Origin of the sequence: uncultured Microbacterium sp. (genome assembly GCF_947489255.1) — a bacterium.
In the GTDB taxonomy this organism is placed as follows: Bacteria; Actinomycetota; Actinomycetes; order Actinomycetales; family Microbacteriaceae; genus Microbacterium; species Microbacterium phycohabitans.
The window spans coordinates 103,190-116,663 of sequence record NZ_CANLCY010000002.1; the positions used below are offsets into that span (position 1 = coordinate 103,190).

Annotated in this window: 14 protein-coding genes; 10 read left to right on the top strand and 4 right to left on the bottom strand. The window is 67.1% G+C overall.

Translation table 11 applies throughout. The features are described 5' to 3' along the window. The first annotated feature begins 14 nt into the window (after positions 1-14). The 4 genes from Q0818_RS04410 to Q0818_RS04425 all read left to right on the top strand — a co-directional run bounded on the left by Q0818_RS04410 (position 15) and on the right by Q0818_RS04425 (position 3,539). Positions 15-413 (top strand): DUF6113 family protein, encoded by a 399-nt coding sequence (locus Q0818_RS04410; protein WP_298871924.1) that lies wholly within the window; start codon positions 15-17, stop codon positions 411-413. A 52-nt stretch (positions 414-465) separates the two neighbouring features. Then, positions 466-786, top strand: coding sequence for a ferredoxin (gene fdxA, locus Q0818_RS04415; RefSeq protein ID WP_134127594.1), 321 nt, complete (start codon positions 466-468; stop codon positions 784-786). Between the two features lie 3 nt (positions 787-789). Beyond that, on the top strand, positions 790-1,893 hold the full coding sequence (gene dapC, locus Q0818_RS04420; RefSeq protein ID WP_298871927.1) for a succinyldiaminopimelate transaminase: 1,104 nt from the start codon (positions 790-792) through the stop codon (positions 1,891-1,893). 350 nt (positions 1,894-2,243) lie between these two features. After that, positions 2,244-3,539: a citrate synthase gene (locus tag Q0818_RS04425; protein ID WP_298871930.1), complete on the top strand. Its 1,296-nt coding sequence runs from the start codon at positions 2,244-2,246 to the stop codon at positions 3,537-3,539. A gap of 361 nt (positions 3,540-3,900) precedes the next feature. Here the strand turns inward: Q0818_RS04425 and dapD are convergent, their stop codons facing one another. Continuing rightward, positions 3,901-4,821: a 2,3,4,5-tetrahydropyridine-2,6-dicarboxylate N-succinyltransferase gene (gene dapD, locus Q0818_RS04430; RefSeq protein WP_298871931.1), complete on the bottom strand. Its 921-nt coding sequence runs from the start codon at positions 4,819-4,821 to the stop codon at positions 3,901-3,903. Between the two features lie 44 nt (positions 4,822-4,865). Here dapD and dapE point away from each other — a divergent pair, with 44 nt between their 5' ends. Both dapE and Q0818_RS04440 read left to right on the top strand, forming a co-directional pair. Beyond that, complete coding sequence (gene dapE / locus Q0818_RS04435; RefSeq protein ID WP_298871933.1) at positions 4,866-5,942, top strand: succinyl-diaminopimelate desuccinylase; 1,077 nt, start codon at positions 4,866-4,868, stop codon at positions 5,940-5,942. Continuing rightward, a complete protein-coding gene (locus tag Q0818_RS04440) occupies positions 5,939-7,162 on the top strand; it encodes a hypothetical protein (RefSeq protein WP_298871936.1) in 1,224 nt (407 codons plus the stop codon). Before dapE ends, Q0818_RS04440 begins: the two co-directional genes overlap by 4 nt. A gap of 141 nt (positions 7,163-7,303) precedes the next feature. Here Q0818_RS04440 and Q0818_RS04445 read toward each other — a convergent pair whose 3' ends face one another. Continuing rightward, the gene (locus Q0818_RS04445; RefSeq protein WP_298871939.1) at positions 7,304-8,167 is read right to left on the bottom strand and encodes an AbiJ-NTD4 domain-containing protein; all 864 of its coding nucleotides are present in this window, start codon (positions 8,165-8,167) and stop codon (positions 7,304-7,306) included. Positions 8,168-8,676: 509 nt separating this feature from the next. On the opposite strand from Q0818_RS04445, the gene Q0818_RS04450 reads away from it, so the two are divergent. Beyond that, entirely contained in the window at positions 8,677-10,095 is a 1,419-nt protein-coding gene (locus tag Q0818_RS04450; RefSeq protein ID WP_298871941.1) for a hypothetical protein, read from the top strand. Continuing rightward, on the top strand, positions 10,092-10,922 hold the full coding sequence (locus Q0818_RS04455) for a hypothetical protein (protein WP_298871943.1): 831 nt from the start codon (positions 10,092-10,094) through the stop codon (positions 10,920-10,922). The genes Q0818_RS04450 and Q0818_RS04455 overlap by 4 nt, the downstream gene beginning before the upstream one ends. A gap of 80 nt (positions 10,923-11,002) precedes the next feature. Here Q0818_RS04455 and Q0818_RS04460 read toward each other — a convergent pair whose 3' ends face one another. After that, positions 11,003-11,131, bottom strand: coding sequence for a hypothetical protein (locus Q0818_RS04460; RefSeq protein ID WP_261742770.1), 129 nt, complete (start codon positions 11,129-11,131; stop codon positions 11,003-11,005). Positions 11,132-11,923: 792 nt separating this feature from the next. On the opposite strand from Q0818_RS04460, the gene Q0818_RS04465 reads away from it, so the two are divergent. Continuing rightward, positions 11,924-12,097 (top strand): DUF3117 domain-containing protein, encoded by a 174-nt coding sequence (locus Q0818_RS04465; RefSeq protein WP_076490128.1) that lies wholly within the window; start codon positions 11,924-11,926, stop codon positions 12,095-12,097. A 160-nt stretch (positions 12,098-12,257) separates the two neighbouring features. On the opposite strand, the gene Q0818_RS04470 is transcribed toward Q0818_RS04465, so the two are convergent. Further along, positions 12,258-12,896, bottom strand: coding sequence for a class I SAM-dependent methyltransferase (locus Q0818_RS04470; RefSeq protein ID WP_298871952.1), 639 nt, complete (start codon positions 12,894-12,896; stop codon positions 12,258-12,260). Between the two features lie 72 nt (positions 12,897-12,968). On the opposite strand from Q0818_RS04470, the gene Q0818_RS04475 reads away from it, so the two are divergent. Continuing rightward, on the top strand, positions 12,969-13,340 hold the full coding sequence (locus Q0818_RS04475; RefSeq protein WP_298871954.1) for a Sec-independent protein translocase TatB: 372 nt from the start codon (positions 12,969-12,971) through the stop codon (positions 13,338-13,340). Positions 13,341-13,474: the final 134 nt, after the last annotated feature.

Here is a 13,474-nt window from a genome sequence, read left to right on the forward strand (position 1 = left end):
CTAGGATCAGGCGGATGAAGTCCAGGATTCTGCGCGTGGTCGGCTGGGTCGTCGCCCTGCTCGTCGGCGCGTTCTACGGCACGGCCGGCACGGTGACGCAGGCGTTCCTCGTCGGCCCCTTTCCCGCGGGTCTGCTGCTCGCGACGGTCGGCAGCGCAGCTCTCCTCATCGCGCTGCGCACTCTCACGGGCGACCGCGTGAACGCCCTGGCGGGCGGTCTCGGCATCACGCTCGCGACCTACGTGTTCTCTCAGGTCGGCCCCGGCGGGTCGGCCATCGTCGCCGCCCCGACGGCGGGGACCGAGTGGGTGCCGCTGGTGTGGACCGTGGTGGGGCCCGCGCTCATGGTGCTCGTCGCCCTGTGGCCCGACTTCTCGAGGCTGCCGGCGCCTGCGCGACCGGCCGAATCTTAGGCCCGCGGCCCGTCGGCGGGGCCGGTCGCCTCGACGCGATTAGACTGAGCGGGTGACTTACGTGATCGCCCTCCCGTGTGTCGATGTCAAAGACCGCGCCTGCATCGACGAGTGTCCGGTCGACTGCATCTACGAGGGTGAACGATCGCTCTACATCCACCCCGACGAGTGCGTCGACTGCGGTGCGTGCGAGCCGGTCTGCCCCGTCGAGGCGATCTACTACGAAGACGACCTGCCCGAAGAGTGGTCCGACTACTACAAGGCCAACGTCGAGTTCTTCGACGACATCGGCTCGCCCGGCGGTGCCGCCAAGGTCGGCGTGATCGCCAAGGATCACCCCGTCGTGTCGGCGCTTCCTCCGCAGAGCCACTGAGCCGTGGGCGTCGCCGACCTCGCCGACTACCCCTGGGACGCCGTCGCCCCCTACGCGGAGCGCGCGCGACGTCATCCCGACGGGATCGTCGACCTGTCGATCGGCTCGCCCGTCGACCCGACGCCCGCCGTCGTCGCCGCGGCCCTCGCCGACGCGACCGACGCCCACGCCTACCCGCAGACCGCGGGGACTCCCGCCCTGCGCGAAGCGATCGCCGAGTGGTACCACCGTCGCCGGGGGGTGCCTGCACTCACCGCCGCTCACGTGCTGCCGACGGTCGGATCGAAGGAGCTGGTGGCTCTTCTGCCGCTGCTGCTCGATCTGGGTCCGGGAGACGTCGTCGTGCACCCGCGTGCGGCGTACCCCACGTACGAGGTCGGCGCTCGACTCGTCGGCGCGGAGGCCGTCGCCTCCGACGATCCAACGGAGTGGCCGGCGAACACCCGGCTCGTCTGGATCAACTCCCCAGGAAACCCCGACGGTCGTGTGCTCTCCACCGCCGAGCTCCGGGATGCCGTGCGCCGTGCGCGCGAGCTCGGAGCCGTCCTCGCCTCCGACGAGTGCTACGCCGAGCTGGGCTGGGAGTCGCCGTGGGACGCCCGGCGCGTGCCCAGCGTGCTCGACCCCGATGTCGTGGCGGACGAGTACACCGGCGTCCTCTCGGTGTACTCGCTCTCCAAGCAGTCAAACCTCGCCGGATACCGCGCGGCGTTCCTCGCCGGCGACCCGGCTCTCGTCGCGCGTCTGCTGACCGGCCGCAAGCATCTCGGCCTCATGCCCCCCGCACCCGTGCAGCGCGCGATGACCGTCGCGCTCGGCGACGACGCCCACGTCGAGGAGCAGCGCGAGCGGTACGCCCGTCGTCGCGCCGTGCTCAAGCCCGCGGTCGAGGCGGCGGGCTTCACGATCGACCACAGCGAGGGCGGCTTGTACCTCTGGGCGACCGAGGGACGCGACGCGTGGGAGAGCGTGGGGCGCCTGGCCGATCTCGGCATCCTGGTGGGTCCGGGGCATTTCTACGGCACGCACTTCCCGCAGCACGTGCGGTTCTCGCTGACTGCCACCGACGAGCGGATCGCGGCGGCGGCGGAGCGCCTCGCGGACTGACGGGCGTCGGGCCGCGCGGCCCGCTGAGGGGGACGACCCGCTCGCGGGGCCGGTGGCGACGTCGCCTCGCTCCTCGCCCTCGCAGCGACCCGCCCGGGGCGTCGAGCGCGGGCGAACGGCATCCGGCCCGCTGATCAGGAGGATCCCTCCATTCGATGGGAGCATCCTTTGGCGATGTCGTCTGTACGTCGGCGTGCCTACTAGGCTGTAAAAGCACTGTGCTCGGGTCACCTTCCGCGTGCGTGCCGACCCGGATGCCATACCCGTGGCATCCACCGGTCGAGAAGACCGCGGGTGCCGCCGCTCCCGTGATCGACCGAATGGGCGACCAGAAATCGCAAGGAGGCGCGGTGAGCGACGCGGGAACGCAGCAGGACAAGGCCACTCTCACGGTAGGGGGCACCACCGCCGAATTCCCGGTCCTGCGAGGCACCGACGGCGTCCCGAGCATCGACATCGCGTCGCTGACCAAGCAGACGGGGCACACCACCCTCGACTACGGCTTCGTCAACACCGCGTCGACGAAGTCGAACATCACCTTCATCGACGGCGACCAGGGCATCCTGCGCTACCGCGGCTACCCGATCGAGCAGCTGGCGAAGAACAGCACGTACCTCGAGGTCGCCTGGCTGCTCATCTACGGCGAGCTGCCCTCGGCATCCGAGCTGGCGTCGTTCGACGAGCGCATCCGTCGCCACACGCTGCTGCACGAAGACCTCAAGCGCTTCTTCTCGTCGCTGCCGCCGACCGCGCACCCCATGTCGGTGCTGTCGGCCGCGACGGCTGCGCTCTCGACGTACTACGAGTCCGAGTCCGACCCGCACAACCCCGAGCACGTCGAGCTCAACACCGTGCGGATGCTGGCGAAGCTGCCCGTGATCGCGGCGTACGCGCACAAGAAGAGCATCGGACAGGCCTTCCTGTACCCCGACAACTCGCTGAGCTTCGTCGACAACTTCCTCAAGCTGAACTTCGGCGTGTTGAGCGAGATCTACCAGGTCAACCCCGTCATGACCAAGGCTCTCGACCTGCTGCTGATGCTGCACGCCGACCACGAGCAGAACGCGTCGACCTCGACGGTGCGCCTGGTGGGCTCGACCGGGGCCAACCAGTTCGCGTCGATCTCGGCCGGCATCCAGGCCCTCTCGGGCCCGCTGCACGGCGGGGCGAACGAGGCCGTGCTGCAGATGCTCGGCCGCATCCGCGACTCCGGCGAGAGCGTCGAGCGCTTCGTCGAGCGGGTCAAGAACAAGGAAGAGGGCGTCAAGCTCATGGGCTTCGGCCACCGGGTCTACAAGAACTATGACCCGCGCGCCAAGCTCGTCAAGGAAGCGGCCGACGAGGTGCTCGAGGCGCTCGGCGTCAGCGACCCGCTGCTCGACCTCGCGAAGGAGCTCGAGCAGATCGCGCTGCAGGACGACTACTTCAAGGAGCGTCGCCTGTACCCCAACGTCGATTTCTACACCGGCGTCATCTACAAGGCGATGGGCTTCCCGACGCGCATGTTCACGGTGCTCTTCGCGATCGGTCGCCTTCCCGGCTGGCTGGCGCAGTGGCGCGAGGCGATCACCGACCCGCAGACCAAGATCGGCCGCCCGCAGCAGTTGTACACGGGGGCCGCGGAGCGCAACTACCCCGGGGTCTGACCCGGCGCGACGTCGAACGCCCCGTCCCTCTCGCGAGGGGCGGGGCGTTCGCTGTGCGGGGCGTTGCGTTGTGCGGGGCGCTGTGCGGGGAGTGGTGCGCGCGGTCGCGCGTGGATCCCTCGATAAACGCCGCCTGTGCCGAGACACGCGGCGTCGCGCCGTTTCTCGCCATGGACGGCGTTTATCGGTGGAGAAGGGGCCGGGACCTGCGACCGCGCGGGGCGGGGCCGGGCGGCCGCGGGGCGGGTGCGGGGCCCGGCGCGGGTCGACCGGGCGCGCGCGAAAAACGCCGTGCGTGCCGAGACACGCGGTGGGGGCGCGAGTCTCGACAGGAACGGCGTTTATCGGTGGGGGCGGGGCCTCAGGCGTGCAGGGCCTCGTTCAGCGTCACGCCGACACCGGCACGGGCCGAGGCCTCGACGGCGCCGGTGAGGGAGTTGCGGCGGAACAGGATGCCGTTGCGGCCCGACAGCTCGCCGGCCTTGACCGTCTCGTCGCCGACGCGCACCTTGGTTCCGGCCGTGACGTAGAGACCGGCCTCCACGACGCAGTCGTCGCCGAGCGAGATGCCGATGCCGGCGTTCGCGCCGAGGAGTGTGCGTGCGCCGATCGAGACGCGGTGCGTTCCGCCGCCGGAGAGCGTCCCCATGATCGAGGCGCCGCCGCCGATGTCGGTGCCGTCGCCGATGACGACGCCCTGCGAGACGCGTCCCTCGATCATCGAGGAGCCGAACGTGCCGGCGTTGAAGTTGACGAAGCCCTCGTGCATGACGGTCGTGCCGGGGGAGAGGTGCGCGCCGAGGCGCACGCGGGAGGCGTCGGCGATGCGCACGCCTGCCGGGAGCACGTAGTCGGTGAGGCGCGGGAACTTGTCGAGCCCCTGCAGCTGGATGCCGTGACGCTTCAGCAGCGCGAGGGTGCGCGCCGCGGTGTCGGGGTGCATCGGACCGGCGTTCGTCCAGGCGACGTTCGGCAGGTGGCCGAAGATGCCGTCGAGGTTGATCTCGTTGGGGCGGACGAGCAGGTGCGACAGCGCATGCAGGCGGAGATAGGCGTCGACCGTGGAGGCGGGTGCGGCATCCGCGTCGATGGTGAGCGTCACGGTCTCGACGACGACGTCGCGCCGTTCGTCGGCGCCGGCCGAGGATTCGAGCGCCGCAGCGGCGGCATCCAGGTCGTCGGAGACTCCGAGGACGGGCTTCGGGAACCAGGCGTCGAGCACCGTTCCGTCGGTGGTCCGTGTCGAGAGGCCGGCAGCGCTGATGCGTCGTTCATTACTCACAGGCCCAGGCTACCGGCGCGACCTCGTGTGAAAGGATCGGTGGCATGACCGCGCTCGAGCTCACCTCGTCCTCCGTCGACCTCACGCGGGCCATCTGCGACATCCACAGCGAGTCCGGCGACGAGACCACGCTGGCCGACGCCATCGCGTCCGCCGTGTCGGCGTACGACCACCTCGAGGTCATCCGCGACGGCGACACGATCGTGGCGCGCACGAACCTCGGCCGCGCGCGTCGCGTCGTGATCGCGGGACACATCGACACCGTCCCCATCAATCGCAATCTCCCCGTCGAGGATCGTGAGATCGACGGCGAAGCGTTCCTGTGGGGCCGCGGGACCGTCGACATGAAGGCCGGAGTCGCGGTGCAGCTGAAGCTGGCCGCCGAGCTGACCGAGCCCGGGGTCGACATCACCTGGATGTGGTACGACCATGAGGAGGTCGACTCCTCACTGAACGGACTCGGCCGCCTCTCGCGCAACCGCCCCGATCTGTTCGAGGGCGACTTCGCGATCCTCGGCGAACCGAGCAACGGCGAGGTCGAGGGCGGATGCAACGGCACGCTGCGCGCGCTCGTGCGCACCGCGGGCGTTCGCGCCCACAGCGCCCGCTCGTGGATCGGCGAGAACGCGATCCACAAGGCGGCGCCCATCCTCGCCCGCCTCGCCGAGTACCGGGCGCGCGAGATCGAGGTCGAGGGCCTGGTCTACCGCGAGGGACTGAACGCCGTCCGCATCACGGGAGGGGTCGCCGGAAACGTCATCCCCGACGCGTGCGAGGTCGAGGTCAACTACCGCTTCGCCCCCAGCCGCGATGCGGCGGCCGCCGCCCGCGTCGTGAACGACGTCTTCACGGGCTTCGAGGTCGAGATCGTCGACATCGCCGAGGGCGCGCGTCCCGGTCTCGACGCCGAGCTCGCGAAAGAATTCGTGGATGCCGTGGGCGCCACACCCAAACCCAAGTACGGCTGGACCGACGTGGCGCGCTTCTCGGCCCTCGGCATCCCGGCCGTCAACTACGGCCCCGGTGACCCGCACCTGGCTCACCACGACGAGGAGCGCGTGCCGGTGACGCAGATCGACGCCGTGGAGCGGGGCCTGCGGGCCTGGCTGAGCGGGTCGTGACGACCGCGGCCACGATCCCCGCGCCCGTGCGCGCGTGGCGGGCACTGCCCGTGGCCGCCCGCATCGCGGTGATCTACGTCGCGGCGCGGCTGGTGACCACGGGCTTCTTCCTGTTGGCGTCGAGTCTGTCGGGTCCCGGGTCGCGGTACGGCATCTCGCCGTCGCTGGGGGAGCTGGCCCTCGGGTGGGATGCGCAGTGGTACTGGTTCGCCGCGGTGTCGGGTTATCCCGCGCACCTGCCGATCACCGCGACGGGCGACGTGGCCGAGAACGCGTGGGCCTTCATGCCGCTCTACGCGTTCCTGTCCGCCGGCCTCGGGTCGCTCCTCGGCTCCTGGGGAGCGGGGGCGGTCGCGATCTCGCTCGCGTCGGGATACGGGGCGAGTGTCATGCTCTACGCGCTCCTGCGCGAGCGCATCGGCGGGTCCGCGGCGATGTGGGCCGTCGTCTTCTTCGCGAGCGGGCCGCTCGCGGCGCTGTTCCAGGTCGGCTACGCGGAGTCGATGTTCCTCTTCCTGCTCTTCGTCGCACTGTGGTGCGTCCAGCAGCGACGGTGGGGGTGGCTCTACGTGCTCGTGCCCGTCATGGGGTTCACCCGGCCCGGCGCCCTGGCTTTCGCGCTCTTCCTGGGGCTCTACGGCATCCATCGCTTCCTGCGCCGGCGCACCGATCCGCTGCCGGTCTCGGAGATCGTGCACATCGTCGCGGTGGGCGTGCTGTCGAGCGTGGTGGGGTTCGCGTGGCAGGGCATCGCGGCGGTGGTGACCGGGCAGCCGGGCGCGTACCTCGCGACCGAGCTGGCCTGGCGTCGCAACTGGATCGCGGATGCGAGCGGTGCCTTCGTCCCCGTCGAGGGATGGGTGCAGGGCGCGCAGTTCTGGTTCACGCAGTGGGGGCTCGGGCCCCTCGCGGGGGTGATCGCCCTGGTGCTGCTCGTCGGCGGTGCGACCGCCGCGCTCGTGATGCTGCCGCAGGTGCGCACGCTCGGCGTGGAGATGCGCCTCTGGTCGGCGAGCTATCTGATCTACCTGCTACTGGTCTTCTTCCCGCAGTCGAGCATCTTCCGTCTGCTGGTGCCCGTGTCGCCGCTGTGGGGAGCGCTCGCGGTCCCGCGCTCTCGCGCGTGGCGTCTGGGCGTGCTCGCCGCGGCCCTGCTCGGTCAGTGGTGGTGGATCTACAACATGTACGCGCTGGGGAACACCTTCTGGCAGATTCCCTGACTTGGCGTCTCTTCGTTCTATTTTCTAGAAACTGCCCGACCTCTCAGGCGGCTCTAGGCTAGCCGAGTTGGCAAGGAGTTGGCACGAGCATTGCGCGGTGGGTCGTCGCACAGTCCGTCCACGCGGACGATGGACCAGGTCTCATAGCAGTCCGGCCTTTCGGCCTTCCTCGATTAGGTAGCTGACGAACCCCGAGCACGTAACGAGCATGTACTTTGCCAGCGCCTGGTCCACGGTCGCCGCCTCGATTGCCCCATGTCGCACCCCGCTTTCGTCGGAGGTGTAGCCGTACATCTTCATCCAGGCCTGCTTCAAGGCGGGATGAATGGTCAGACCGGCAGATTCCAGCTTCTTCAGTCCGGCGGCTAGGTCAGTTTCGCCAGAGACCATGCGAATGACAGACTCGACGGCGGAGATGGACTCCTTCATTGAGTTTGGGTAGTCCGGGTTCTGCCTGTTCGCAAGGAGGTCAACGGCCCGGGTGAGTGCATGACGCGCTCCCTTCAGGCCACCGACGGCGTCAAGCGCTTCCTGTACGGCTTCGGACTCCTCGGTAGAACCAACTGGGGTGATTTCTGTCTCGATGAACCGGTAGCCGACCAGGTACTGCTCAAACCGGTCGTTAGCGGCCTCCGCGAAACCCTCCCAGAACTGATAAGACTCAGACTCCGGCTGAAGACGTTTGATGTCCTTGGCGAAATTTTCCAGCACGTCGAGCGCGTCGAACCAAGAGAAATCGAGTACCCCGGCCTTCATGCGTTGCCAGACCTTCGCGTCGCCCGGGTACTCGTCGCGCGCTTCCTTGAACGTGTAGGTCCACATAGCGAGCAATACCTGCTGAAGGTAACCGTCGTTTTGATACTGGAGGTAAATTCGGTCTTCCAGAATCTCGCGGAAGATGACGAGCAAATTCCACATGGCAACGCGCGTCTCGGCGTCGAGGTCTTCCTGCTGCACGAGGGACCGAGTTGGGTTGTAGCCCATGCGCTGCGAGAACGAACTCATGGCGACAGGTTACTGGGCCGGGACGGTTCGAGCTCCGGGGGTTGGCCCGCAGCTTCTGCTGGATGTGATGTCGGACCCTAGGCGTAGCACCCACGCTATGCACGCCCCCGGAATCACTGTGAAGCTTCTTCCGCGCGCAAACCCGAGACGCCGTACTGAGCTTCCCCGGTACGCCGTGAGACTAGACGGGAAAGTCATTGGCCGTGTCGAGACAAAGCACCTGCGCGGCGCACGAAACCTCTTCTATTTTGCTTACGTCCTCCACCCCGACACGGGTCAGGAGCACCGGCTTGAGGGCAACACGGATTTCGAGGAACGAGTAGACGTGGTGCGTCGATTCTGGCTCGAACCGTCGGAGTTCCCGCAGCACATCGGCCTGTAACGTTTGCGGGACACGCCCCCGACCGTCGCATCCAGCCTGAGCCAATTTCTTGGTCCATGATGAAAGCTACGACCGCAATCGACCGGGGGGCCAATAAGTGCGGGTATCGGAACATTACGGGCTTGGAGTGACACAGCCGTCGCTTGAGTTCGTGGACGTAGAAGTGACGGGTGACACAAAGGTGTTCGTTGACCCACACGCCTTCACGACGATGGAAAGCGACTGGGCACGTGAGTGTGTCAGCTTGCTTCAGGACTTCTACGGCGAAGTGCTGGCAGCGGTGAGAGCGAGCGACGAGCGGCGCGGGATGTACCTGCTTGGGCGGCTCGGCGAGTCGAACGAAGCACACCTGGGCCTTTCCAGCGCCCAGGCCCGCGGTAGCGGCGTGGCCATTGGCCTGGCAAGCGACATTTACAACGCGCTGGGCATGAGCACGGCGGTCATCTCGGGAATCCTGAGCGAGGTCCAGGAGACGGTGCTGTTTGTGGAGGGTATCGGGCACGACCGAGTGTCAGACATGACCATCAACATCATTCGCCGTCAGTTGATTAAGTTCACCCAGGAGGTCTGCAAGTACTACGGCATCCCGATGGTGCCGCAAGTGGACTCGGGGTGGATGTGGGACCGCCGCACGCAGACCTGGGTGACAGAACACGTTGAACTACCGATGCCGAACGGCAAGCTGTTGCTGGTCCCGTTGTCCGTTGTGCGGAAGTCCCCAACGTTCGACCCCGGCGACTACCTGTCGCACTTCGTGTTGCCGTACTTGCAAGATGTCGAGCTTGGTAGCGCCGGTTCGACTCTCGTCCGCACGCGCCGGTCGAAGCGGTTAAAAGGCGAGCGATACGTTACCAAGAAGTCCATCCTTGAACGCGACCCGAAGCCGCGCAAGCGCTGGAACAACGAGGCTACAGACGAGAAGCCGGAGCTTCTTGAGGATTATCGCAACGCGAAGGAGCGGGCAACCGAGCCGCCTGGTCACGAAGAGGTCGCCTCTGCCCTTGGGACGCCCCTCCCCAACTGGGATGCGCTTCTCGCTCATGTGCTTGCCGTTCCCGCTGGACGCGAGCACGCAGACGACTATCACCGCGCGGTTCAGCACTTGCTCAATGCGCTGTTCTACCCCTGGCTGGACCTGCCGAAGCGCGAGTTGAAAATTCATGGCGGTCGCAAGCGCATCGACATTGTTTACGTGAATCAGGCGCAGCACGGCTTTTTCCAGTGGCTGCACACGGCGGGCGGCGTCCCAGCCGGTCAGGTAGTCATCGAGTGCAAGAACTACACCCAGCCTTTGAAGAACGAGGAATTTGACCAGCTAACGGGGCGGTTCTCACCCAACAGGGGCAAGTTTGGTTTCCTCTGCTACCGAGGTGCGGCGGGCGAGAAGGTAGCCGTGACCCAGCGTTGTCGCGACGCGGCCCTGGACGACCGTGGCTTCATCATTGCCCTGGATGACGATGACCTCTCAATCCTGGTCGAAGCACGGAAAGCAGACGGCCCCGAAATGTTCGACTACCTCATCATGCGATTCCGGGAGTTGATTTGAGCAACCTGGACGACTGGCAGCGACTCTCAGTGCGCGACGGGCGGCGCAAGCCTGCCACCCTCTCGGAGGGCTTTAGTCCTGCGGCTACGCGCGGCCTGGTGCACTGGCTTGAGGGTGAGTTGGGATACAGGACCGCAGGGAGAGGCTTCGACTTCGACGGTTTGATTTTTTCGGTGGCCCTCGTCTGCGACATTGAGTTGGACCCGGAACAAACCTGGGAAGTGAGTCTGTTAGAGCAGTTGCTCAACCCCGCTGCTGAAGATGACGAGTTGATGCTCGATGTGCTCGACGCCACTCTCGCGAAGAGCGTCATCCACTCGCATAAGACTTTGCACGGGCTTCTCCGTGATGCCGCGTCAGTCTGGACTGTGACCGAGGACGGGCGCTCGCTGGTTCGGCGCGTCGGACGTGCAGCGGAGGTTGCCTACGGTGACGCCGTAGGCGTCGATGACCCGGCCAGCACAGAACTGTCCGAAGCGTGGGTCGCCATGTACGGCACTTCTCCTAATTACTCGGACGCCTGGGACCACGCCATTAAAGCAATGGAGGCGGTTCTCGTCCCCGTCGTTGCTCCAAATAATCCCCGCGCAACACTCGGAACAGTCACCGCGGAGCTGGAGAAGGGCGTTAAGTTTGTCGCCTTCGCTCTGGGGCCGGTCGAGACTCTGGGGGCCATGACCCGCCTCGCGTGGCCGAATCCTGACCGGCATGGCGGTGGACAAGGCCGCGCCCCCGAAGAAGATGAAGCGAGCGGGGTAGTGCACCTCGCCGTGACCGTAGTTCAGTGGGTGCGCAACGGCGTCATAGCCCCACAGAAATCCAGCTGAAGCCCCTTCACGCCCGCAGAGCCTGATTTTGGGCAGAGTCCTCCTTCACCATTGGCGATTTGGCGCTTTTTTCGAAGCTCCTAGCGACGCCGACCGTGGCGCTTGCGCTTGCCTCGCGGCTTGCGGAAGCGGTCGATGGTCTGGTTCAGGACGAGAACCAGGCCGGTCAGCGAAGCGAGGAACGCCGTGATGTCGTTCAGCAACGTCATCAGCGACCTCCCCTCAGGGTGGTGCTCGCCAATGGGGCGAGCGAGGACCGCAGTGTGAAGCGACTGCGGAGCTTCGGGATGCCCGGGGGCATAGAAAAAGCCCGTTCGAGGAACGGGCTGGGTTCGGGCATAACTGTCCCGGGCAAGGTCCATGCTACGGGAGCGATTGCGCGCAGCAGTGCGGACACTCTGACCCTAGGGGTGGCAAACGCTCGCCGCGAAGACGAAACGCCGCGCTAGGAACGACAAAGCCCGGTTCAAGACCGGGCTGGGCACACGAATATCGCGCAGTGACAAACTAACGCGTTTGCGCCGCCCCTGCTGGCGCGACACGCGCTCAATTTGACTCTAGGGGGGTCCGACGTTCGCGGGTCAAGCTCGACACGCGAAGGAGTGTCTACCGGGTGCACTTAGTCGCAACCCTGACGCTAGGGGCGGCAAGTACTCGCTGGCCAAGCTCGACACGCGAGTAAGGGCAATTCGTGTCGTGTCTGATGTCTCAACTCCGACGCTAAGGGGTGTCAATACTCTGCTGTCAAGCTCGTGCGGCCAAGGTGCCCCTGAGCGCAAAAAAGCCCCACTCTGACCGTAGGGTCTGACACCGCTGCGTCGTCAACACCAGCGCCAGCCGGCTCACTTGTCCCAAGTTGCCAATTGGCGTTCAGGGGCGCTGGCAGATCCCCTGAACGGGTCGCACAGTCCGGCAGATGACGGACGGGGACGGCGATACGACGAGCGCGCGCGCTGACACAGTAAACTACTTCACAGACCAACGAGGAAAAGGGGGCCGCGATGGCAGCCATGAAGCCGCGTACCGGCGACGGACCGATGGAGGCCGTGAAGGAGGGCCGGTTGATCATCGTGCGCGTGCCGCTCGAGGGCGGCGGGCGTCTCGTCGTCTCGGTGAACGACGCCGAGGCGAAGGAACTCTACGACGTGCTCGGTGGTGTCGTCGGCGCTGCCTGACGATCATCTCCGCACGAAGGCCGGTCCCCGCGGGGGCCGGCCTTCGTCGTATCGGTGGGACGGTGAGCGTCGTGGTCTCGGGCGCGGGACGTCGGGCCTTCCACCGCCTGGACGTCCCGGAACGTTGCCGCGGAGCGCGGCATCCGGAGTCGTTCGGTCTTCAGGCGTCGATGGGGCGCGTCGTGAGCTGCAGCAGGCCCTCGCCGGTCGTGGAGAGGGCGCCGATGACGGCGGGGGAGGCCTGGACCTCTTGGATGAGGGAGCGGTACGCGGTCGTCACGGCGTCGCGGCGAACGGGATCGGCGACCGCTCCGCCCGCCAGCACGCGCGGGATGAGCACGGTTCCGCCGGCGCGGACGAGGCGCAGGCCGTGCTCGACGTATTCGATGACGCCCTCGGGGTCGGCGTCGATGAAGACGATGTCGTACGACGCCTCGTTCATGCGCGGGAGCACGTCGGAGGCGCGGCCCGTGATGAAGCGGGCGCGAGCCGCGGGGACGCGCGCGTCGAGGAAGGCCTGACGAGCAGCGCCGAGGTGCTCGGGCTCGCTGTCGATGGTCGTGATCGTCGCGCGCGGCGAGCCGTGCAGTAGCCAGAGTCCCGAGACGCCACCGCCGGTTCCGACCTCGACGATGTTGAGCGCGCGCGATGCCGCCGAGATCACGGCCGCCTGTGCACCGACCGCGGGGCTCACGGGCGCAGCGCCGAGTTCGAGCGCGTGCGCCCGAGCGCGAGCGATGTGCTCGGGCTCGACCGTCGACTCCTGCACGAACCGTTCGTTCGCCTGTTGACCGCTCACGTGGACCTCCTCGACTCAGGCTAGACGGCCGAAGGGTGCGCGCCCCCCAGGCGCGGCCGGTAATCTAATGCCATGTTCTTCGGCCTCACGATCGAGAAGCTGCTGCTGATCGGCGTGATCGCCGCGGTGCTCGTCGGTCCCGAGCGGCTCCCGCGTTACGCGGAGACGCTCGCCAAGTTCACCAAGCGCGCGAAAGAGACGCTGCAAGGTGCCCGGACACGCATGCGCGACGAGATGGGCCCCGAGTTCGACGACGTCGACTGGAAGAAGCTCGACCCGCGCCAGTACGACCCGCGGCGCATCATCCGCGAGGCGCTCCTCGACGACACCCCGACGGCGACCATGCGGGCGGCGGGCGCCGCGGCCCTCGCGGCCAAGCCGAAGCCGACGGTGCCGCCGTTCTCGCCCGGCGAGCGTCCCCCGTTCGACGACGAAGCGACCTGAGGCCCACGCGCCGGCGCCGGGGCCGGTGAGCGCGAAGTGTTCCCGACCCGGGTAGGTTCCTGAGCTCGGCGAAGGGACCGGTGCGTGCGCGGGACCCGGTGGCTTCGACAGGCTCAGCCACCTAGCAGTGCGCG

Excerpts from the sequence above, each read along its gene's own strand:
- Q0818_RS04465 (WP_076490128.1), top strand. The coding sequence starts at position 11,924 with ATGGCAGCCATGAAGCCGCGTACCGGCGACGGACCGATGGAGGCCGTG.
- Q0818_RS04475 (WP_298871954.1), top strand. The coding sequence starts at position 12,969 with ATGTTCTTCGGCCTCACGATCGAGAAGCTGCTGCTGATCGGCGTGATC.
- Q0818_RS04445 (WP_298871939.1), bottom strand. The coding sequence starts at position 8,167 with ATGAGTTCGTTCTCGCAGCGCATGGGCTACAACCCAACTCGGTCCCTC.
- Q0818_RS04410 (WP_298871924.1), top strand. The coding sequence starts at position 15 with ATGAAGTCCAGGATTCTGCGCGTGGTCGGCTGGGTCGTCGCCCTGCTC.
- dapE (WP_298871933.1), top strand. The coding sequence starts at position 4,866 with ATGACCGCGCTCGAGCTCACCTCGTCCTCCGTCGACCTCACGCGGGCC.
- Q0818_RS04460 (WP_261742770.1), bottom strand. The coding sequence starts at position 11,131 with ATGACGTTGCTGAACGACATCACGGCGTTCCTCGCTTCGCTGACCGGC.